The sequence below is a fragment of the Devosia sp. genome, from assembly GCF_039927955.1.
Lineage (GTDB): Bacteria > Pseudomonadota > Alphaproteobacteria > Rhizobiales > Devosiaceae > Devosia.
This window is the reverse complement of record NZ_JBDSUA010000063.1, coordinates 1-20,893: the sequence shown is the minus strand read 5'-3', so window position 1 is coordinate 20,893 and position 20,893 is coordinate 1. Positions and strand designations below refer to the sequence as shown.

Here is a 20,893-nt window from a genome sequence, read left to right as displayed (position 1 = left end):
TTCATGATTATCGATCCCTGGTTCGTCGCCGTTGCGGTGACTGCGGTGCTCCTCGTCGGTCTGTCCAAGGCCGGCCTGCTGGGCAGTCTTGGCGTCGTCGGCGTGCCTCTGCTCACCCTGGTCATGCCCGCCCGCGACGCCGCCGGCATGATGCTGCCAGTCTTGCTCGCCATGGATTGCATCGCCATCTATGCCTACCGCAAGCATTTCGACTGGCGCATCCTCAAGATCATGCTGCCCGGCGCCGCCATCGGCACGCTGATCGGCTGGGCTCTGTGGTCCTTCGTTTCTGACAATGTGGTGCTGCTGTTTGTCGGCATCATCACCCTGCTGTTCGTGCTCGATGCCATGCTGCCCCTGCGCAAAAAGCTGGAGGGCCTGCCGCCCTCAAAACCCTGGGGCACCTTCTGGGGCCTGTTCTCTGGCTTCACCAGCTTCGTCAGCCACACTGGTGGCCCGCCATTCCAGATCTATGTGTTGCCCCAGCGCCTGCAGCCGTTGGTCTATTCCGGCACCACCGCGATCTTTTTCGGCATCGTCAACGCCGCCAAGCTGATCCCCTACTATTTTCTTGGGCAATTGTCGGTCCACAGCCTCGAACTCTCCGCCGCGCTGATCCCCGTCGGCATCGTCGGCGTGCTGGTGGGCGTCTATCTGGTCAAGCGCGTTTCGGCGGTTTTATTCTATCGCATCGCCTACTGGCTGGTCTTCGCCCTCGCCCTCAAGCTGATCTGGGATGGCGCCACCGGTCTGATGCACGGCGTCGCCTGAGCGAGAGCGATGGGAGAGCCCGATCCAGTCCCCTCCCCCTTGAGGGAAGGGGAAGGGTTAGGGTGGGGCGCTGCGCCAACCCCAACTCAAGATCATCCGGTGTCGCAAACCCCTGCCTCGATTCCTCCCTCAAGGAGGAGGCAGGCCCCCAGTGGTAGGCAAACACCCAGGGGAGCAGATCGCTCCGTGCAATAAAAAAGGCCGCGGCGGATGCCGTGGCCTTAACTGACCCGCAGGATCAGGGACTGTGCGCTATTGCGTGGTTGCGCTGGTCAGCTTGGTCAACTCGTCCTTTACCCCAAGCTTTTTTCGCTTGAGGGCACTCAGCATCAACTCGTCGTACTGGGTGTTTTGCAGTTCGGAGAGGATCATCCGATCCAGTTCCTGATGACGCCGCTCCAAAGCAGCGATGTGGCCTTCAGTCGTCATAACAACTCCTTTAGCACTTGGTGGACGAATCAATGGTCACAAATAATTCACGCTTTGTCGACGGTGTTCGTGCCAACAGTGGAAATCTGGTGCAAATCGCTGCGCGATCGGTTAACCAAATGATGACATTTGCGCCCCAATGAGATCGACGCAACCATGCTGCCGCTGACCCGCGAACAAGAAGCCAGCCTCGGCCTGGAACTGGCGACAAAACGCCAGGAACACTCCGATCTGGACGCTGCGATCCAGACGCTGACCGACTCCCATGTGGCCGATCGGATGCTGATTCAACGCCTGAAAAAGCGCAAGCTGGCGCTCAAGGACCGCATCGTGCAGCTCGAAACCATTCTGATCCCCGATATCATCGCCTAACTCGAAACTTCCTTCTCCCCTTGCGGGCGAAGGTGCCCGAAGGGCGGATAAGGGGTCTCTTGCTATGGTCGTCATTATCCACCGGCCACCGGGTTGAATCCTTGCTACATTTGGGCTAAATGCGCGCTTTGCGGAGCTTTGGAGTAGCTCATGCTGATCAAACCGCTCGTCGCCATCGTCATGGGCAGCCAGTCCGATTGGCCGACCATGCGCCATTCCGCCGAAATCCTCGAAGCTCTCGAAATCGAATATGAGGCGCGGATCGTTTCCGCCCACCGTACGCCCGACCGAATGTACGAGTTCGCCACCAGCGCCAAATCCGAGGGCTTCAAGATCATCATCGCCGGTGCCGGCGGCGCTGCCCACCTGCCGGGCATGATCGCATCCCTTACCCCGCTGCCGGTGTTTGGCGTACCGGTCAAATCCAAGGCCTTGTCGGGCAATGACAGCCTGCTTTCCATCGTCCAGATGCCCGGCGGCATTCCGGTCGGCACCCTCGCCATCGGCGAACCCGGCGCCATCAACGCCGCCCTGCTCGCTGCCGCCGTTCTGGCGCTGAACGATGAAGAACTGGCTGACCGCCTCGATCACTTCCGCGCCGCCCAGACCGCCAAGGTCCCGTTGTTCCCCACCGATACCGAGTAAGCCTTGCCCCAAACCACTCCGCTGCCGCAGGGCACCATGATCGGCATTCTCGGCGGTGGCCAATTGGGCCGCATGCTGTCGCTGGCCGCCAGCAAGCTGGGCATGCGCACCCATATCTATTGCCCCGATTCGCACAGCCCGGCCTTCGAAGTCACTCCGCATCGCACCATCGCCGCCTATGATGATGAAGCCGCCCTCGCCGCCTTTGCCGACGCCGTCGACATCATCACCTATGAATTCGAGAACGTCCCCGCCGCCACCGCCGAATTCCTCGCTGCCCGCAAACCGTTGCACCCCGGCGCCAATGCGCTGGCCGTGGCGCAGGACCGGCTGAAGGAAAAAGCCTTCATCGCCGCCCGCAACATCGCTGTAGCGCCTTACCGCCCGGTCGAAACCCTGGACCAGCTGCTGGCTGCCATTGACGATTTGGCCCTGCCCGCCGTGCTCAAGACCACGCGGCTGGGCTATGATGGCAAAGGCCAGCGCGTCATCCAGGACCGCAGCGAGGCTGGCGCGGCATTCGAACAGCTCCAGCCCAAGCCTTTGGTGCTGGAAGCCTTCGTGCCGTTCGAAAAAGAAATCTCGGTGGTCGTTGCGCGGAGCTCCACCGGCGAAGTCAAAGCCTTCGACGCCGCCGAAAACGTGCATCTGCACCACATCCTGCACACGTCGACCGTACCGGCCAACATTCCGGCGGCGCTGGAAAAGCAGGCAGCGATGGCGGCCAAGGCCATCGTCATTGCGCTCAATTATGTGGGCGTCCTCGGCGTCGAGTTCTTCGTCGTGCCCGGCGCCGAACGCCCGACCCTATTGGTCAACGAAATCGCCCCGCGCGTCCACAATTCCGGTCACTGGACCGAGGCTGTCTGCCTCACCGACCAGTTCGAACAGCATATCCGCGCCATTCTGGGCTGGCCGCTGGGCAATCCGGCGCGCCTGGCCGACGTGGTGATGGAAAACCTCATCGGCGACGACTCGCTGGCCGTTACCGAACTGCTGCCGGGCGGCGTCCAGCCCCACCTTTATGGCAAAACCGATCCACGCCCCGGTCGCAAGATGGGCCATATCAACAAAATTGTGCCAAAAGCCGAATGAAATCAGGCGCACATGGCACAGCTATTCAGCGGGAACCGCGTGGTTTTTCACAGCCCGAGTGTGGACAAGCCCCCCACCTTGAGCTATATAGCGCGCCACGGTGACTGGCTTAGCTAGTCGGCGCCAAGGTTTTTGACCCTGACGCTTCCATTCACACATTGTCCAAGCTTCGAAAGGGCGGTTGACCTTTGCAAGTAGTCGTTCGCGATAATAACGTTGATCAGGCGCTGCGCGCGCTGAAGAAAAAGCTGCAGCGCGAAGGCGTCTTCCGTGAAATGAAGCTGCGCAACTACTACGAGAAGCCCTCTGAAAAGAAGGCTCGCCAGAAGGCCGAGGCCGTTCGTCGCGCCCGCAAGCTGGCACGTAAGCGTGCCCAGCGTGAAGGCGGTCTGCCCGCTCCAGCGCCAGCAGCGCGTCCCGGTCAGGCCGGTGGTCGTCCAGGTGCAGCCGGTGCCGGTGCACCGCGTCCGGAACGTCCCGCTTCCTACTAAAATTTGCGAATAAGAATTCGAAAACGCCGTCCTTCGGGGCGGCGTTTTTGTTTCTACCCCCCCCTTTGTGGGCCTCTTCTGCTCATTTCGCGCCAGTGGCGCGAAATGAGCAGAAGAGCCCATGAGAGCTATGCTCGAATGGCAGGGGATCAAGGGGGGTGCTGAGGGCACCTCAAACGCTAGGTCGATAGAGGCCGCACAACACCAGATTCAAGTCTCCGGGATCGCCGCTTCCCGCACCCGCGTCCGCACCCGGTTGACCAGCGCAATCATCACCGCCAACCCCGCCATGATCGGGATCAGCGTCACCAGCGCGCTGCGCGCATCGGGAAACAACAGGCTAGCCAAAAGCGAGCCGACAAAGCCGCCCCCCACTTGGAAGAACCCGGTCAACGCGCCCGCCGCGCCCGCAATCGGCCCAAAGCCCGCCATCGCCGCCGCAGTGGTGCTCGGCCCGATAAAGGCCAGCGCCAGCATCCACAGCGACACCGGCGCCATCACCGCCAGGATTGCCGTCGGGAACAACCGCAACCCCGCGGCAAAGCCCACCCCTGCCAACAGCAGCAGGATCAATCCGATCCGCACCATCATGTCTCCATCCAGCCGCCGCGCCGCATACCCCGCCAACAGATTGCCGGTAATGAACGAGCCGGTCTGGATCAGCATGGTCATGGCGAACTGGAACGGGGTCAGCCCGATATCGTCGATCAGAATAAACGGTAGCAGCGCCGCAAAGCCATAAAAGCCACCAAACGACAGCCCCAGCACGCCGGCCGGCCCCATGAAGCGCATCGAGCTGAGCAGTCGCCAGTAATTGGCCACGATGCCGACTGGTCGTAGCGGCACCCGCGCCACCACCGGATGCGTCTCGCGGCTGGCAAAGCCAATCAGCGCCATCAGAAAGGCGCCATAAAGCCCCATGACGATAAACATCAGGTGCCAGCTGCCGAACGCCAGAATAACGCTGCCGATGGTCGGCGCCACGGCTGGTGCCACCGTCAGGATCAGGTTGATCAAGGTCAGGATGCCGATCGCTTCGCGTCCGACAAACTGGTCACGCACCATGGCGCGCGATAGCGCTACCCCCACCGAAACACCAATGCCCTGCAGAATGCGGCCGGCCAGCAAAAATTCCACCGATGGCCCAAACGCGGCCACCAGACTCCCCAGCACGTAAAACAGCAAGAACCCGATCGCAACCTTGCGCCGGCCAAAACTGTCCGACAGCGGCCCGCACACCAGTTGCGTCAGTGCAAACGCCGCGAAATACACCGACAGCGACAGCTTCCCCATCGCCTCATTGGTGCCAAGCTCGGCAACAATCGTCGGCAGCGCCGGCCCGTAAAGCGAGATGCTGAGCGGTCCCGCTGCAACCATCAACCCACCAACCAGCGCCGTGCGGCGGGACGACATCGGGGTGGTTATTGGATTGGACTCAGTCATGGTCCAGCTTCCGAATAGACCTCATCCATCCCACCCACAAAGTCATTTCCGTTGGAAAACCGGCACTAATGCCCTGCGGCCGCCTCGGCCTTGGCAAAGAACGTCGCAGCGTGATCCCAGATCCCGGCCGCCCACAGATCGCTATGGCCCTTGTCGGGCACAATCCACAGTTCATCCTTGTTCGGTGCCAGATCGTAGAGCCGCTTGCCGTTTGACACGTCGATGGTTTTGTCCGCCGTGCCATGCGCAATCAGCACCGGTTCGTTGACGTGTCTGATCCACTCATTGTTCGGAAACTGGTCCCGCATCACCCAATAGACCGGCAGATACGGATAGCGCTCCGCCGCCACGCCCACCGCCGAGAGGAATGGCGTTTCCAGCAGCAACGCATCCGCGTCGCGAATGCTGGCGATGTAGGTCGCCGGACCGCTGCCCAGCGAACGGCCCCAGATCACGATGGGGAACCCCTTGGCCTTGGCGAAATCAAACGCCGCCGTCGCATCGTCCAGAATGTTCTGCTGGGTGATGCTACCCGGCGAGGCGGGAAAGCCGCGATAATCGAACGCCAGGAAGCCATAGCCATCCTGTGTCCACTTTTCGTAGCGCTCGTGCTCCTTGGAAAACGAACCCGAATTGCCCTTGTAATAGACGATCAGCGGTTTGCCCGGCTGCGGCGCCTTGTACCAGCCGTTGACCACCGATCCATCCGACGGAATGGCAACGGCCTCGGCCCCCACCAGCGTGGTCTCGGCCAGGCTCGTCACCACGCCGCCATTGTCATACTGCAGCGCCCGCTGCATCGTGTACATGTAGGCCACCGCGCCCAGATAGCCAATCACGGCCAGCAGCACGATCCCCAGCAGAACCCGGCGCAGCAGCGTCATTTCAATCCATCTCTGCCAGAGTCTGGGCAATCGCCTGTTCAAACACCTGCTGCGGCTGCGCGCCCGATAGCGCATACTTCTCGCCCAAAACGAAAAACGGCACGCCGGTAATCCCCTGCTGCGACGCCTGCACGGCAAGCTGTTCGGTCATCGCCAGCTCGTTCTCATCGTTCATCGCATCGATCGCATCGCCCCGGTCGAACCCGTATTCCACCGCGATATCGGCCAGCACATTGTCATCGTTGATCTGGCGATGATCGAGAAAATACGCCTCGGCAATCGCATTGGCCAATTCGTGCTGGTTGCCCAGCGGCTTGGCCAGCCGGGTCAAAGTATGCGCCTTGGCCGTGGGGAACATGCGAGGTTGCTTGGAAAGATCGAGATCAAGCCCGGCCTTGCGGGCCTCCCCCTCGACACGCTCCCACATTTCCTTCGGATCGCGGCCATATTTTTCGCGCAGCATATCGGCCACGATCACCCCTTCCGGTGGGGTCGAAGCATCAAGATAGAACGGATGGTTTTCAACGATCACCTCGACATCGTCGGGCAGCGCTGCGATGGCCTTGTCCAGCCGCGCCGAACCCACCAGGCACCACGGGCAGACGACATCGGTGAACACATCGATCTTGAGAGTCTTGGCCATGCGGCAGTCCTTTCGCCTGTGGCGGAATTGATTAAGGCCTGTCAGATGGCGCGGCAAATCACGTCGCGCAAGAACGCACCCCGAGGTAACCGTCTCCAGGGACGCCGGTCAATCCTTGACGGATCGGCCCGCTGGCGGCAAAACCGGCACAGGAGCCACCCATGACCGCCCAAGCCCTTGCCGACCGCCTCGATGCCCTCGAAACCCGCATTGCCTACCAGGACCACACCATCGAAGAACTCAACGCCACCATCACCGCCCAATGGAAGGTGATCGATGGCCTGACCCGCAAACTGGGCATGATCGAAGAACAGACCAAACTCAACGCCGGCAACATCGCCGACCCGAGAACCGAGCCACCCCCGCCGCACTACTAGTCTCTTTCTACCCTCTCCCCTTGCGGGAGAGGGACCGCAAATCTGCGTCCAGCAGATTTGCAGGGTGAGGGGTTGCCGCCGCATACGCCGATCCAGCAAGAAACCCCTCATCCGCCCTCCGGGCACCTTCTCCCGCAAGGGGAGAAGGAAGAACTTGGTGGCAGCAAAAAGCCCGCCGAAGCGGGCCTTTCCGATGTCGCGGCTCCATCAGGAACCCGATTGTGGTGAGTCAGATAGGGTTGGTGTTCGAGAACCGGAGCGGAGCGTACGTGAGCACCGGAAGCGCAGAATACCGGCCCCAGCTGGCCGCCAGAATTGGTTTCCTAGTGGCCCAGGGCTTTGACAATGTCCTCGGTCATCTTCTTCGCATCGCCGAACAGCATCATCGTATTATCGCGGAAGAACAGCTCGTTCTGCACCCCGGCATAGCCCGCCGCCATGCCGCGCTTGATGAACAGCACCGTACCGGCGTCCTCGACGTTCAAAACCGGCATGCCATAGATCGGCGAAGTCTTGTCAGTCTTGGCCGAAGGGTTGGTCACGTCATTGGCGCCGATCACGAAGGCCACGTCGGACTGGGCGAATTCGGAGTTGATATCTTCGAGTTCGAACACTTCGTCATAGGGCACATTGGCTTCCGCCAGCAGCACGTTCATATGCCCCGGCATGCGCCCGGCCACCGGATGGATCGCGTACTTGACGGTGACGCCTTCCTTCTTCAGCAGATCGGCCATTTCGCGCAAGGCATGCTGGGCCTGCGCCACCGCCATGCCGTAGCCCGGCACGATGATCACCTTGGAGGCATTCTTCATCAGGAACGCCGCATCGTCTGCCGCGCCCTGTTTGACCGGGCGTTCGTCTTCGCCCGCCGCGGCCGCAGAGGCGCTATCGCCGCCGAACCCGCCCAGGATCACCGAAATGAAACTCCGGTTCATCGCCTTGCACATGATGTACGAGAGGATCGCGCCCGAGGAACCCACCAGCGCGCCGGTAATGATGAGCGCCGTATTGCCCAGTGTGAAGCCGATGCCGGCCGCTGCCCAACCCGAATAGGAGTTGAGCATGGATACCACCACTGGCATGTCGGCGCCGCCGATCGGGATGATCATCAGCCCGCCAAGGACCAGCGCCAGGATGGTGATCAGCCAGAAGTAGGTCGGGTTGCCCGACATGGTCAGCAGCACGACCAGGATCACCAGTACGACGCCGATCGCCGAATGCAGCAGATGGCGGCCCGGCAGGATGATCGGCTTGCCGCCCATATTGCCGTTGAGCTTGAGGAAGGCGATGACCGAGCCGGTAAACGTGAACGCGCCGATGGCAACGCCAAGGCTCATTTCCACCAGCGCTTGCGCATGGATCGCGCCCACTTCGCCAATGCCGAAGGCTTCCGGCGCGTAAAGTGCCGCCGCCGCCACGAACACGGCAGCGAGCCCCACCAGCGAGTGGAACGCCGCCACCAGTTGCGGCATGTCGGTCATCTTGACGGTGCGCGCCATATAGGCGCCGATACCGCCACCGATGCCGATGCCGCCGATGATCAGCACCCAGCTCACCCAGTCATGCGGGGAGGCCAGCGCCAGCGTGGTGACGATGGCAATGCCCATGCCGATCATGCCGAAACGGTTGCCCTGCTGGGCCGAACGGGGATTGGAAAGGCCACGCAGTGCCAGAATGAACAGCACGCCCGAAACGAGATAGAGCAGCGCTGCGATATCTGCAGAGATCATCAGCTCAACCCTTTTTCTTGTACATTGCCAGCATGCGCTGGGTGACGAGGAACCCGCCGAAAATGTTGACGCTGGCAAAGATCAGCGCGATGAAGCCGAAGGCCTTGGAAATCCAGTTGCCGTCAGCGGCAAGCTGCACGCCAACCGCCAGCAGCGCACCCACCACGATCACCGACGAAATGGCGTTGGTCACGCTCATCAGCGGCGTATGCAGCGCCGGCGTCACCGACCAGACGACGAAATAGCCGACAAAAATCGCCAGCACGAAAATGGCGAGCCGGAACGTGAAGGGATCGATGGCTTCCATTTACTTGGTCTCCTTCGGAGCGGTTTTCTTAGGCGCAGGCTTCTTGACTGCGGCAGGCTTTGCCGCGGCGGGCGCTTTGACAGCAGCGGGTTTCGCCTCGGCCGGAGCCTTGGCAGCAGCAGCTTTCTTGGGTTTGGGCTGGTCGGCAACGGCAGCCGGTGCCGCCTTGGGCGCCACTGCTTTGGCTTCAGCCTTGGGCGCCGCAGCTTTCTTGGTTGGCGCTGGCTTGGCTGCAACCGGAGCAGCCTTGGCTGCGGCCGGCTTTGCAGCCTTCGTCACCGCCACATCGGTCGCAATCGCGGCACCGACAAAATTCGGATGCACCACTTTGCCGTCGCGGGTCAGAACGATGGCCTTGACCAGCTCGTCATCCCAGTTGATCGCCATGGTCTTGGTCTTGGCATCGATCAGCGTGGTGACAAACGCCAACAGGTTCCGCGAATACAGCTGGCTCGCCGTGGTCGGGATGCGGCCCTGCACATTAGTATAACCGATGATCTTGACGCCGTTGTGCTCGATGATCTTGCCGGGCACCGTCAGCTCGACATTGCCGCCGCGCTCCGCCGCCAGATCGACGATCACCGAACCGGGCAGCATCGATTCAACCATGGCCTTGGTGATCAGCTTGGGTGCCGGGCGCCCCGGGATCAGCGCCGTGGTAATAACGATGTCCTGCTTGGCGATGTGGGTCGCCGTCAGTTCGGCCTGCTTCTTCTGGTATTCAGCCGACATCTGCTTGGCATAGCCGCCAGCGGTTTCGGCCTGCTTGAATTCCTCGTCCTCGACGGCAATGAACTTGCCGCCCAGCGATTCCACCTGTTCCTTGGCGGCAGGACGCACGTCGGTCGCCGACACCACCGCGCCCAGGCGCTTGGCCGTGGCGATCGCCTGCAGCCCGGCCACGCCGGCGCCCATCACGAAGGCCTTGGCCGGACGCACCGTACCGGCAGCCGTCATCATCATCGGCATGGCGCGATCGAACTCGGCCGCCGCATCGATCACTGCCTGATAGCCGGAGAGGTTGGCCTGCGACGACAGGATATCCATCACCTGCGCCCGGGTAATGCGCGGCATGAATTCCATCGACATCGCCGCGACGCCGGCCTTGGCCAGCGCCTGCACATCGGCGTCATTGCCGAACGGATCAAGCGCGCCAATCACCAGTGCGCCCTTGGCCACGCCAGCCAGCGCCGCGGCGGCCGGACGGCGCACGGTCAACACGATTTCAGCGCCCTTGAGCGCCGCCTCGGCCGTCGGCGTGATCGTGGCGCCGGCAGCAGCATAATCGGCATCGAGGATGCGCGAACCCAGTCCCGCGCCCTTTTCGACGCTGACCTCACCACCGAGGCCGATCAGTTTGCCCACGGTTTCCGGCGTGGCCGCGACCCGATTTTCGCCGTCGAAGCGCTCGCGGACGATTGCGATTTTCATCTAAGAATTACCCTTTCGTCACCCCGAACTCACCCGGAGCGGTGGGGTCGGGGCAATGCATATCTGCCGGCCATGCTGACGCAGCGCCCCAGGGCGCCACCAATCAGCGGACTGGTTTGTTGACGCTGGAATAGATGGCCATGGCCACCGGACCGAACACCGAAAGCAGCACGAAGATCGTGCCCAGCAGTGGCTGTTCCGCTTCGATGATGCAGTAAAGCCCGATCACCAGAATGGCGATGCTGCTGATCGAGTACTTCAGAATCCGCGCGAAATTGTCGTACATCTTTTCATGCTGATGGTAGTCCATCGCACTTTCATGTTCCAACGGGGGCAGCGGCTCGTGGTGATTGGCCATATCGTCCTCAATAATAGCGCATCGCGGTCAAAGCTCAGGACGGGTCCGTCGCTTCCAGTTCGTCGATCAGCCCTTCGATCATCGACAGGCCGAGCGACCAGAATTTAGGGTCCTTGGCATCCAGCCCGAACGGCGCGAGCAGTTCGGAATGGTGCTTGGAGCCACCGGCCTTGAGCAGATCGAAATAGCGTTCCGCAAAGCCGTCATCGGCCTTCTCATACTGTGCGTAGAGCGAGTTCACAAGACAGTCCCCGAAGGCATAGGCATACACATAGAACGGGGAATGGATGAAGTGGGGAATATAGCTCCAGAAGTTCTCGTAGCCTTCATTGAGCACGATGCCCTCGCCCAGGCTCTCGCCCTGCACTTCGAGCCAGATGGCGTTGATTTCCTCGGTGCGCAATTCCCCATTGGGGCGCGCCGTATGCACCTTGCGCTCAAACGTATAGAACGCGATCTGCCGCACCACCGTATTGAGCATGTCCTCGACCTTTGACGACAGCAGCGCAAACCGTTGCTTCTTGTCGGTGGTCTTGTTCAAGATCGAGCGGAACGTCAGCATTTCGCCAAACACCGACGCGGTTTCCGCCAGCGTCAGCGGCGTATTGGCCAGCAACGGCCCCTGTGCCGCCGCCAGACGCTGATGCACGCCATGCCCCAGTTCGTGCGCCAGCGTCATCACATCGCGCGGCCGGCCCATATAGTTGAGCATCAGATAGGGATGCGCGCTCGGCACTGTCGGATGCGCAAAAGCGCCGGACAGCTTGCCGTCCCCGCTTGGCGCATCGATCCAGCCGCTGTCAAAAAACGGTGCCGCCACTTCGGCCAGCTTCGGCGAAAACCGGCCATAGGCTTCCAGCACGGTATTCTTGGCCGTCTCCCAGTCGAACAACTGCTCATCAGCCGTCGGCAGCGGTGCATTACGGTCCCAGCTGTTGAGCTTGTCCTTGCCGAACCACTTGGCCTTCATCTTGTAGTAGCGGTGGCTCAACCGCGGGAATGCCTCGCGCACCGCACTTTGCAGCGCATCGACCACTTCGCGTTCGACCGAATTGGCCATATGCCGGCTGTCGGCAATGTCCTGATAGCCGCGCCAGCGATCCGAGATTTCCTTGTCCTTGGCCAGCACATTGGTGATGTGGGTGAACAGGCGGGAATTGTCTCCCAGCGTCTTGGACACGGCGTGGAAGGCGCTTTCGCGCTTCTTCTCGTCTTTTTCCGACAGCAGATGCAGCGTCGCTTCCAGCGTCAACTCTTCTCCGTCGACATCGAATTTGAGGCTCGCCAGCGTCTCATCATAGAGCCGGTTCCAGGCCGAAAAGCCGGTGACCGACTTTTCGTTAAACAGTTCCTCGACCCGATCTTCCAGCTGATACGGCTTGGCCTTGCGCAGTTCCGTGAACCATGGACGATAGCGCCCCAGTTCGGCATTGGACGACAGCGCGGCCTCCAGCACGTCGTCGTCGATACGATTGAGCTCAAGGTCAAAAAACAGCACCCTTGTGCCGATATTGGTCAGCGCGTCATTGGTATCGCCCATGAACTTGGCGCGGTCCGGATCGGTCGCCTTCTGCGCGTATTGCAGGAAGGAGAACGAGCCGATCTTGCCGGTCAGATCGCCCAGCGCCTCGGTATCCCGGATCGCCTCGATCAGCCTGCCCGCCTTGGTCAGCTCGGCCAGCTTGCCCTTGTAGTCGGCCTCAAACCGGATCGCATCCGCCTTGGCCTGCTCCAGATCGGCCTTGAACTCGGCACTGTCGCGGCCCGGATACAGGTCGCTCAAATCCCAAACCGGCAGCGCACCGAACTGGTTGTGACCCTTTTGGGCGGCGGCTTGATCGGTCATGGGCGTGAGTCTCCGGCTGGTCCAATGTGCGGCGGACCATAGCCAGCGGGAAAGGCGATGTGAAGGCGCGACTACACCAGATCGTCAATTGTGACGTTGAGCGCGATAGCCAGTTTGCGCATGGTTTCAACCGATCCAGCACTGCGTCCCGCTTCAATGTCGGCAATCTGCACACGATTGACGCCGGAGGACCGTGACAACGCCGACTGTGTCAGCCCGCGCAATTCTCTAAACACCCTGACCGGGCTTTCGCCGTCGATCAGGCGATCAGCAAATGCCGCAGGAATCAACTCATCACGGCCAGCGGCGATGTCGGCTTTGGCGGCTTCATAAAGTGCAATATCCGCCAGATCGTCAGCTGCAGCACGCAAACGGTCATACTCCGCCTTGGGAATGGTCACCATTTCATTCATTTGAAGCTCCATACGTTGACTTTACTCATCGTAAATCGATCCACGCGGGCCGATTTGAAGAACCTGCAACACAACCCCGTCTTCCATAATGACACGCCAATCGCCGACCCGTAGCCTAATCCCTGAGCGCCCTTGCAGGGCCTTTATATTGTTGGCCTGCGAGGCGGGGTCGCGCGCATAATCGGCAATCTTGGACCGAATTCGCGCTGCCGTGTTGGTGGGCATTCGGCTCAAAACCCGCACGGCCGCCTTGGTGTAGCTGATCGCTTTCATCGCAAAATACGTAGTTGAAAACTACACTGCAGTCAACAACTACAGATCATTGACGACTTACACCGCACAAAATCCCCATGATTAACACCCTCTTAAGGCCCGCAGCCCATCATCCTCCCAAAACGATACAGCGCGATTCGAGCGCCGAAACGTCGAACGAGGTCTGATGACGCGGGTTTTGATTGTCGACGATGATCCGGTGCAATTGCGCCTGACCGCCGAAGTTGCCAACCGCGCAGGGTTCAAACCCCTGACCGCGACCGGCGGCCTGCAGGCACTGACCATCCTGCGCGACGATCACAATATCGGCGCCGTCATTCTCGATCTGGTGATGCCTGATCTGGATGGCATGGCCGTGATGGAAGCCATGGCCCGCGAAGGGCTCAAGCATCCCGTCATCATCCAGACCGCCCACGCCTCGCTCGAAACCGTCGTCACCGCCATGCGCCAGGGCGCGGCCGATTATTTCGTCAAACCCGTCTCCCCCGAACGGCTGATCGTTTCGCTGCGCAATGCCATGAAGCTCGATGCGCTCGAAGCCGTGGTCCGCGCCGAACGCAGCCGCCGCACGGGCACCTTCACGCCCGCCGATATGATCGCCCGCGCCCCGGCCATGGCCCGCGTGCTGACGCTGTGCGCCAAGGCCGCCAAGAGCACCATTCCCGTCTTGATCGAAGGCGAAACCGGCGCCGGCAAAGAACTGATCGCCCGCATCATCCAGGGCACTGGCGACCGCGCCGGCAAGCCGTTCATCACCGTCAATTGCGGCGCCATCCCGCCAAATCTGGTTGAATCCGTGCTGTTCGGGCACAAGAAAGGCGCCTTCACCGGCGCCCACGCCGATCAGGCGGGTAAATTTGCGGAGGCCCATAACGGCACGCTGTTCCTCGATGAAGTGGGCGAACTGCCGCTCGACACCCAGGTCAAGCTGCTCCGCGCCCTGCAGGAGGGCGAAATCGAACCGGTCGGCGCCACCCGGCCCGAGCGCGTCAATGTCCGGCTGATTTCCGCCACCAATCGTCGCCTGCTCAATCTGGCCAAATCCGGCGAATTCCGCGAAGACCTTTATTACCGCCTCAACGTCTTCCCGATCTATGTGCCACCGCTGCGCGAGCGCAAGGAAGACATCGCCGAACTGGTCGCCCATTTCACCGCACGCTTTTCGGCGGAAGCAGGCAAACGCGTCATCGGCGTCTCGCCCGCCGCGCTGGCTTTGCTGCAAAGTTACGACTGGCCCGGCAATATCCGCCAGCTCGAAAACAGCGTCTATCGCGCTATAGTCCTGTCCGACGGTGCCTTCCTTGAAACCGTCGATTTCCCCCAGATCGTCGCCCAGCTCGGTGGCCGCGAAGAGGCTGTCCGCGCCCTCGATACAATCACCGTCCCCGCCGCCCCCACCCACATCGACAACGCCACCGCGCGCCTGCGCCCCATGCCCGAGGCGATCCCCGCACAGGACCGGTTCCTCGACCCATCGGGCGAAATCAGCGCTCTTGCCGATATCGAACGCGCCGCCATTGTCTTTGCCATCGAGCACCATGGCGGTCGCATGTCCAAAGTCGCCCGCGCCCTCAAGATCGGCCGCTCGACGCTCTATCGCAAACTGCATGAATATGGGCTTGCCGAAGCGCTCGAAAGCGACGCCGCCTGATCGGGCCGCTGCTGGCCTAACCCAGCAATTGGCGCCCGATATCGTCGAACAGGCCGATTCCCACCGCAATCATCTCGTCGGGAAAATCGTAGTCGGGATTGTGCAGCGCCGCATGGCTTTCGCCAGCACCCAGTAGCAACAATGCTGCCTTGGAGACTGACCCAAACAGCCCGAAATCCTCCGAAGCGCGCATCGGCGTCCTGCCCTGCACCAGCGTGATCCCGGCCCGATCCAGCGCAGCGGTCACCAACCCGCCGGCTTCAGGATCATTGTCGCAGCCGGCAAACTGGTCATGCACGGTCACCGTCATGCCCAGCCCGCCTGCTTCGGCATCGATCAGCGCCATCGCCTCGCGATGCAGCGCCGCCATATCGCGATCGAGCACCGTCCGCAGCGTCACCCACAATTCCCCCTCGCCCGGCGCGATGCCGAACGCCGGCTCGCCAAATCGGGCATGCGTTACCGTCACCAGGCGAAATCCGCTTTCCAGCGGCCCGCCAGTGCCCAGCGCCGTCAGCGCCGGAATCAACCGCGCGATGGCGGGTGCCGGAGACACGCCTGTTTCTGGCATTGCCGCATGCGCCGTTTTGCCGGCGAACACGATCCGCAGGCCCCGTGACGCGCAGGCCATTGGCCCGGCATTGACCGCCGCCGCCCCCATCGCAATGCCCGGCATATTGTGCAGCGCAAAGGCAAAGTCCGGCCTGATCCGGACAAACTGCGGGTCGGCGATCACCGCCCGCGCCCCCGCTCCCGTCTCCTCAGCGGGCTGAAACAACACCACCACCCGGCCGCGCCGTGGCCGGCATTGCGCCAACATCTGCGCCAGCCCCAGGATAATCGCCATATGCCCGTCATGGCCGCACAGATGTGCCTTGCCCACGATCCGGGAGCGATGCGGCCGATCGCCGATTTCAGCAATCGGCAGCGCATCCAGCTCGCAGCGAAACAACACGGTCGGGCCCGCCTCGCGTCCGGCAAACACCGCTGCCACCCCGTGTCCGCCCAGCTTGGTCAAAATCTCGTCAGGCGCCAACAGGTGCAAAGCGGCGACAACCGTGGCCGCAGTCTGCGCCTCCTCGCCCGAAATCTCGGGCCACTGATGCACAGTGCGCCGCCAGTCGATCAGTGCCGCAATTTCCCTCTGATCCAGCACCATCACTCTCCACCATGGCTTCGCCCGGCAACTGTAATAGCCCGTCCAACACATCACGCAACCCGGCCAGGGGTTGTTCGCCCCTCCGTCGCGGTTTAGGACCAGTCCGACGCGCAATTGGAACGGAACCCCATCCATGCCCTTGATGAGCCTGCTGTTGCGTCCCCTTGCGGGCTTTATGATCCTGGCCGGAATGATCTGCCTGTCCGCCGCTCCGGCATCGGCGCAGGCCATCCCGACAGCGGTCAGCGGAACAGCAACTCCCGACGATGGCGCCGCGCTCAAAACCCTCATCGAGGTGCTCAAGGACGATGCAGCGCGCCAGCGGCTGATCGAGGATCTCGAGCGCCGCGCCGATGGCACCGCCGCTGATAGCACGCCAACCGCAATCACCCCCAACAGCTTCGGCGGCGATATTGCCCAGGTGACGCAAGGCGCGGTGCAGTCCGGTGCGAACGCCGTCAAGCAGTTCTGGACCGGTCTGCGCGCCGCGCCCGCCATGTTTGGCGCTCTTTGGCAGGCCGACTATCGCTCGATTGGCCAGGTCTGGCTCGAGCTCGGCATTCTTGTCATCATCACCTATGCCCTCTGGCTTGCCATGCTCGGCCTGACCCGCGGCATGCGCAAAATGCTGGAACGCCGGGCCGCCAGCTCGGGCCTTGTCGTCAAGGCCATCGCCGTCCTCGTCCAGTTCGCCATCAACGTCGCCATCATCGCCATTGCCTGGAGCGTCGGCACCATCGTTGCAGCGGGCGTGTTAGGCCCGGCAGGCCAGATGTCCTTCAATCAATCCCTGTTCCTCAACGCCTTTCTGGTCGCCCAACTGCTGTTGGCGCTGATCTACGCCGTGCTGGCGCCGCAGCACCCCTCGTTGCGGCCGGTGCCGATCTCCGATCACAATGCCAATATGCTGGCCCGCTGGAGCCTGTTTGCCGTCAACATCCTGATCTTTGGGCAGTTGCTGCTGGTTCCGGTGTTCCACCGCAATATTTCGGTCGCGTCGGCGCTGGCGATTTCGGTGCTGGATTACTTGATCGTGCTGGCCCTGGTGCTCAATCTGGTGCTGCGCATGCGCGAGGCGGTGACCGCCTGGCTGGTCAGCATCACCAGCCAGGATGACAACCGCACCCTCAAATTCATGGCCCGTTACTGGCACGTTCCGGTGATCATTTACCTGGTCATGCTGTTTCTGGTGGTGATGATCTGGCCGCCCGAGGCGCTGCTGTCGATGCTGGTCGCCACCATCAAGATCGCCATTGCCATCGGCCTGGGCCTGACCATTGCCAACCTGCTCAACCGCATCATTCTGAACGGCGTCAAACTCCCGCCCCGCCTTTCCGACCGCATCCCGCTGCTCGAACAGCGCCTTAACGCGTTCGTGCCGCGGGCGCTTGCCTTGCTGCGCCTGATGGTGGTGCTCGTGGTCGCCGCCATTACCCTTGATAGCATCGGCCTGTTCAGCATCGGCGCCTGGCTCGATTCCGACATTGGCGGCCGCTTTGCCAGCGCCATCGCCACCATTGCCATTATTCTGGTGCTGGCCTTTGCCGCCTGGCTCACCGTCAGTTCCTGGGTGGACTATCGCCTGCAGGGCGAAGGATCATTCGCCGTCAAGTCGCGCGAACGCACTCTTCTAGCCCTGATGCGCAATGCCATTTCCATCGCGCTGGCGGTGTTTACCGGCATGTTCGTGCTGTCCGAAATCGGCATCAATATCGCCCCGCTCCTCGCCTCTGCCGGGGTCATCGGCCTCGCCATCGGTTTCGGCTCGCAAAAGCTGGTGCAGGATGTCATTACCGGCATTTTCATGCAGCTCGAAGGCGCCATCGATGTGGGCGACGTGGTCAATATCGCCGGCATCGCCGGCAAGGTCGAACGCCTGACCATTCGCTCGGCGTCGCTGCGCGATGTCAACGGCGTCTATCACATCGTGCCGTTTTCCTCGGTCGATACCGTCTCCAACTTCATGCGTGGCTTCGCTTTCGCCGTCTGTGACATGGGCGTGGCCTACCGCGAAAATATCGACGACGTAAAACAGGCGATGGACGATGCCTTTGCCGAGCTCAAGGCCGACCCGGCTTTCGCCAACGACATTGTCGCCACCGAACTGGAATGGATGGGCATCGACAAATTCGCCGAGAGCGCCGTGATCGTGCGAACCAGGATCAAGGTGCTGCCCGGCCAGCAATGGTCGGTGGGCCGCGCCTTCAACGGCCGCATCAAGACCATCTTCGACGCCCGCGACATCGAAATCGCCCTGCCGCACCAAACCATCTACTTCGGTCAGGATCGCGATGGCGCTGCGCCGCCGGTGCGGATCGTCACTGGCGGCACCCCGCCAAAGTCCCCGCGTTTGCCCGCCAGCACAGCCGCTTCGTCCAGCACCAGGTCCGAACTCGATCTGCCCGAAGACAGCTTTGAGCCCGAAGAAGACAACCAGAGCTGAAAACCCGTTGCAGCAACGCCACAAACCTTGCTCACAACATTGCGAGCGATTGCACCTCTTAACCTTTCCAGAGTAGTAAATTTCAGCGTGTGCGTGCTCTGCCGGGATTCGGTTTGGGCCAGTTGCGGTCGCCTCGCGGTGGAGTTTTCATGAACAAGCTCTTGATTTGCCTGCTCGCCAGTGTGGCTCTTGGCAGTATCGTGCCGGCCATGGCGCAGGACGTGGCCTCGGCCGAGCCGGTCGTTAACCCCATCATCATCGCGCCGCCCCAGACCGCCCTTGCCCGCACCATCAAGGATGCGCTGTCAGCCGCCTATTATGGCGCCGGTCGCGACAGCGATGGCTATGCCGAAGCACAAAAACTCTACTTCTTTTACGGTGCGCGCCACTTCGAACCGATCTGGCTGAGCCAGTCCGCCGATGGCGCCCTGAGCTTTTCGCCCACCGCCGAAAACGTCATCAAGCTGTTCAAGGATGCGGCCCGCGAAGGCCTGCGTCCGAGCGATTACCTGACGCCCGATCTCGACCCGGCCGCAGCCGCCAGAGATCCGGCGAAGATGGCCGCCCTTGAAACCGCATTTTCCAGCGCCGTCGTCCGCTACGCCACCCACATCCACACCGGCCGCCTGCGTCCGCTGTCGATCTCGGAAAACCTCGACTACACGCCCAAGGCCATCGACGCGACCGCGCTCCTGACCGAAATGGCTGCCAGCAAGACGCCGGAAAAAATCCTGGCGGCGCTTGAACCTACCCACCCCGAATTCCTGGCCCTCAAAGCCGCGCTCGCCAATTTCGACGAAAGTTCCCAGACCAAGACCGTGCAAATTCCCGCCGGCCCGACGCTGAAGCCGGGGATGAGCGACGCGCGCGTGCCGCTGCTGCGCGAGCGTCTGGCCCTGACCGACGTCCCGGTCGATCCATTGGCCTATGACGATGTCGTCGTTGCCGCGATCAAGACCTATCAGGATGCCCAGGGCCTCGATGCCGATGGCATCGCCGGCAAAAGCACGCTGGCCGCGCTCAATGGCGGCCCCAGCATCAGCCGCGATGACATCATTGCCAATATGGAACGCTGGCGCTGGCTGCCCCAAGACCTGGGCAAGTTCAACGTCTTCGTCAACATTCCGCAATACACCCTGGTCATCAACACCGATGGCGTGCCGGGCTACACCACCCGCGTCGTGGTTGGCGCGACCAAGCACCAGACCCCGATTTTTTCGGACAATATTCGCCACATCGTGGTGAACCCCTATTGGAACGTGCCGTCCTCGATCATCCGCAACGAGATCGCGCCCAAGACCCGCACCAATCCCGGCTACATCGCCGGCCAGAACATGGAGCTGCTCTACAACGGCAACGTGGTTTCGGCCTCGCAGGTCGATTGGTCCGCCGCTGGCAACAGCTTCCCGTTCAGCGTCCGCCAGAAGCCGGGTGCCGGCAATGCCTTGGGGCAGATCAAGTTCCTGTTCCCCAACAAGCACGACGTGTACCTGCACGATACCCCGTCCAAGTCGCTGTTTTCGCGTGCCTACCGCGCCTACAGCCACGGTTGTGTCCGCGTGCAGAACCCCATGGATTTCGCCCAGGCGCTGACCGCCAACGAAACCCATATCAATCGCGCCTCGCTCGAAGCCATGTTCGGCGCCAAGGAGCGCTGGGTGAACCCGGACCATCAAATTCCGGTACACCTGACCTATTTCACGCTGCGCGTCGAAGCCGATGGTTCGCTGAAATCCTATGACGACATCTACGGCCACAATGCCGAAGTGATCGCCGCCCTCAACAAGGGCCAGGTCACCACTGAACCGGCCGCAACCGTGGCCGAAGTGGCCGATCAGACTCCCTCGCCGTAAAACATTGGACCCGCAGCCGCACCGGCGCGGCCCCAAACGCGATGTCATTCCGGCGCAGGCCGGAATCCAGGTCCGTGGCCATCCATTCGCATCCAGCGCTGGGAGCGTTCACCGCATGGATTCCGGCCTCCGCCGGAATGACATCTTTGGCGTTACCAGATCGTGCTCAGATCGAGCCACACCCACCGCGCCCACCCTCCCCCTTGTGGGGCTTTGTAGCGCCCCGCCAGGGCAGATCGCGCCAGTGGCGCGATCTGAGCGGAGAAGGCCATGAGAGCT

General features: G+C 61.8%; 21 protein-coding genes. 9 read left to right on the top strand and 12 right to left on the bottom strand.

Annotated features, from left to right (window positions below; genetic code table 11):
* Positions 1–3: 3 nt before the first annotated feature.
* Positions 4–771 (top strand): sulfite exporter TauE/SafE family protein, encoded by a 768-nt coding sequence (locus ABIT12_RS15675; protein WP_348044569.1) that lies wholly within the window; start codon positions 4–6, stop codon positions 769–771.
* 252 nt (positions 772–1,023) lie between these two features.
* Here ABIT12_RS15675 and ABIT12_RS15670 read toward each other — a convergent pair whose 3' ends face one another.
* The gene (locus ABIT12_RS15670) at positions 1,024–1,200 is read right to left on the bottom strand and encodes a DUF465 domain-containing protein (protein ID WP_348044567.1); all 177 of its coding nucleotides are present in this window, start codon (positions 1,198–1,200) and stop codon (positions 1,024–1,026) included.
* 165 nt (positions 1,201–1,365) lie between these two features.
* Between ABIT12_RS15670 and ABIT12_RS15665 the strand changes: the two genes are divergently transcribed.
* From ABIT12_RS15665 to rpsU, 4 genes are all read left to right on the top strand, one after another.
* Positions 1,366–1,572 (top strand): YdcH family protein, encoded by a 207-nt coding sequence (locus ABIT12_RS15665; RefSeq protein ID WP_407065634.1) that lies wholly within the window; start codon positions 1,366–1,368, stop codon positions 1,570–1,572.
* Between the two features lie 150 nt (positions 1,573–1,722).
* Complete coding sequence (gene purE / locus ABIT12_RS15660; protein WP_348044565.1) at positions 1,723–2,217, top strand: 5-(carboxyamino)imidazole ribonucleotide mutase; 495 nt, start codon at positions 1,723–1,725, stop codon at positions 2,215–2,217.
* Between the two features lie 3 nt (positions 2,218–2,220).
* Positions 2,221–3,312, top strand: coding sequence for a 5-(carboxyamino)imidazole ribonucleotide synthase (locus ABIT12_RS15655; RefSeq protein ID WP_348044563.1), 1,092 nt, complete (start codon positions 2,221–2,223; stop codon positions 3,310–3,312).
* 188 nt (positions 3,313–3,500) lie between these two features.
* Complete coding sequence (gene rpsU / locus ABIT12_RS15650; protein WP_348044561.1) at positions 3,501–3,803, top strand: 30S ribosomal protein S21; 303 nt, start codon at positions 3,501–3,503, stop codon at positions 3,801–3,803.
* Between the two features lie 210 nt (positions 3,804–4,013).
* Here rpsU and ABIT12_RS15645 read toward each other — a convergent pair whose 3' ends face one another.
* The 3 genes from ABIT12_RS15645 to ABIT12_RS15635 all read right to left on the bottom strand — a co-directional run bounded on the left by ABIT12_RS15645 (position 4,014) and on the right by ABIT12_RS15635 (position 6,773).
* Positions 4,014–5,246, bottom strand: coding sequence for a multidrug effflux MFS transporter (locus ABIT12_RS15645; protein WP_348044559.1), 1,233 nt, complete (start codon positions 5,244–5,246; stop codon positions 4,014–4,016).
* 65 nt (positions 5,247–5,311) lie between these two features.
* Complete coding sequence (locus ABIT12_RS15640; RefSeq protein WP_348044557.1) at positions 5,312–6,130, bottom strand: alpha/beta hydrolase; 819 nt, start codon at positions 6,128–6,130, stop codon at positions 5,312–5,314.
* A 1-nt stretch (position 6,131) separates the two neighbouring features.
* Positions 6,132–6,773 carry a DsbA family oxidoreductase gene (locus tag ABIT12_RS15635; protein WP_348044555.1) on the bottom strand — a complete coding sequence of 214 codons (642 nt, stop codon included), beginning with the start codon at positions 6,771–6,773 and terminating at the stop codon, positions 6,132–6,134.
* Positions 6,774–6,934: 161 nt separating this feature from the next.
* Here ABIT12_RS15635 and ABIT12_RS15630 point away from each other — a divergent pair, with 161 nt between their 5' ends.
* Positions 6,935–7,150, top strand: coding sequence for a SlyX family protein (locus ABIT12_RS15630; protein ID WP_348044553.1), 216 nt, complete (start codon positions 6,935–6,937; stop codon positions 7,148–7,150).
* A 323-nt stretch (positions 7,151–7,473) separates the two neighbouring features.
* On the opposite strand, the gene ABIT12_RS15625 is transcribed toward ABIT12_RS15630, so the two are convergent.
* From ABIT12_RS15625 to ABIT12_RS15595, 7 genes are all read right to left on the bottom strand, one after another.
* Positions 7,474–8,877 carry an NAD(P)(+) transhydrogenase (Re/Si-specific) subunit beta gene (locus ABIT12_RS15625; RefSeq protein WP_348044589.1) on the bottom strand — a complete coding sequence of 468 codons (1,404 nt, stop codon included), beginning with the start codon at positions 8,875–8,877 and terminating at the stop codon, positions 7,474–7,476.
* A gap of 7 nt (positions 8,878–8,884) precedes the next feature.
* On the bottom strand, positions 8,885–9,187 hold the full coding sequence (locus tag ABIT12_RS15620; RefSeq protein ID WP_348044551.1) for a proton-translocating transhydrogenase family protein: 303 nt from the start codon (positions 9,185–9,187) through the stop codon (positions 8,885–8,887).
* Positions 9,188–10,618 carry a Re/Si-specific NAD(P)(+) transhydrogenase subunit alpha gene (locus tag ABIT12_RS15615; protein ID WP_348044549.1) on the bottom strand — a complete coding sequence of 477 codons (1,431 nt, stop codon included), beginning with the start codon at positions 10,616–10,618 and terminating at the stop codon, positions 9,188–9,190.
* A 103-nt stretch (positions 10,619–10,721) separates the two neighbouring features.
* Entirely contained in the window at positions 10,722–10,928 is a 207-nt protein-coding gene (locus ABIT12_RS15610; protein WP_348063371.1) for an aa3-type cytochrome c oxidase subunit IV, read from the bottom strand.
* A gap of 82 nt (positions 10,929–11,010) precedes the next feature.
* Entirely contained in the window at positions 11,011–12,822 is a 1,812-nt protein-coding gene (locus ABIT12_RS15605) for a M3 family oligoendopeptidase (RefSeq protein ID WP_348044545.1), read from the bottom strand.
* A gap of 71 nt (positions 12,823–12,893) precedes the next feature.
* Complete coding sequence (locus tag ABIT12_RS15600; protein WP_348044543.1) at positions 12,894–13,235, bottom strand: helix-turn-helix transcriptional regulator; 342 nt, start codon at positions 13,233–13,235, stop codon at positions 12,894–12,896.
* Between the two features lie 21 nt (positions 13,236–13,256).
* Positions 13,257–13,508, bottom strand: coding sequence for a type II toxin-antitoxin system RelE/ParE family toxin (locus ABIT12_RS15595; protein WP_348044541.1), 252 nt, complete (start codon positions 13,506–13,508; stop codon positions 13,257–13,259).
* Between the two features lie 166 nt (positions 13,509–13,674).
* On the opposite strand from ABIT12_RS15595, the gene ABIT12_RS15590 reads away from it, so the two are divergent.
* A complete protein-coding gene (locus tag ABIT12_RS15590; protein ID WP_407065633.1) occupies positions 13,675–15,159 on the top strand; it encodes a sigma-54-dependent transcriptional regulator in 1,485 nt (494 codons plus the stop codon).
* A gap of 16 nt (positions 15,160–15,175) precedes the next feature.
* Here ABIT12_RS15590 and ABIT12_RS15585 read toward each other — a convergent pair whose 3' ends face one another.
* Positions 15,176–16,318 carry an amidohydrolase gene (locus tag ABIT12_RS15585; RefSeq protein ID WP_348044539.1) on the bottom strand — a complete coding sequence of 381 codons (1,143 nt, stop codon included), beginning with the start codon at positions 16,316–16,318 and terminating at the stop codon, positions 15,176–15,178.
* 133 nt (positions 16,319–16,451) lie between these two features.
* On the opposite strand from ABIT12_RS15585, the gene ABIT12_RS15580 reads away from it, so the two are divergent.
* Positions 16,452–18,761 carry a mechanosensitive ion channel domain-containing protein gene (locus tag ABIT12_RS15580; RefSeq protein ID WP_348044537.1) on the top strand — a complete coding sequence of 770 codons (2,310 nt, stop codon included), beginning with the start codon at positions 16,452–16,454 and terminating at the stop codon, positions 18,759–18,761.
* Positions 18,762–18,910: 149 nt separating this feature from the next.
* Positions 18,911–20,614 carry a L,D-transpeptidase family protein gene (locus ABIT12_RS15575; RefSeq protein ID WP_348044535.1) on the top strand — a complete coding sequence of 568 codons (1,704 nt, stop codon included), beginning with the start codon at positions 18,911–18,913 and terminating at the stop codon, positions 20,612–20,614.
* Positions 20,615–20,893: the final 279 nt, after the last annotated feature.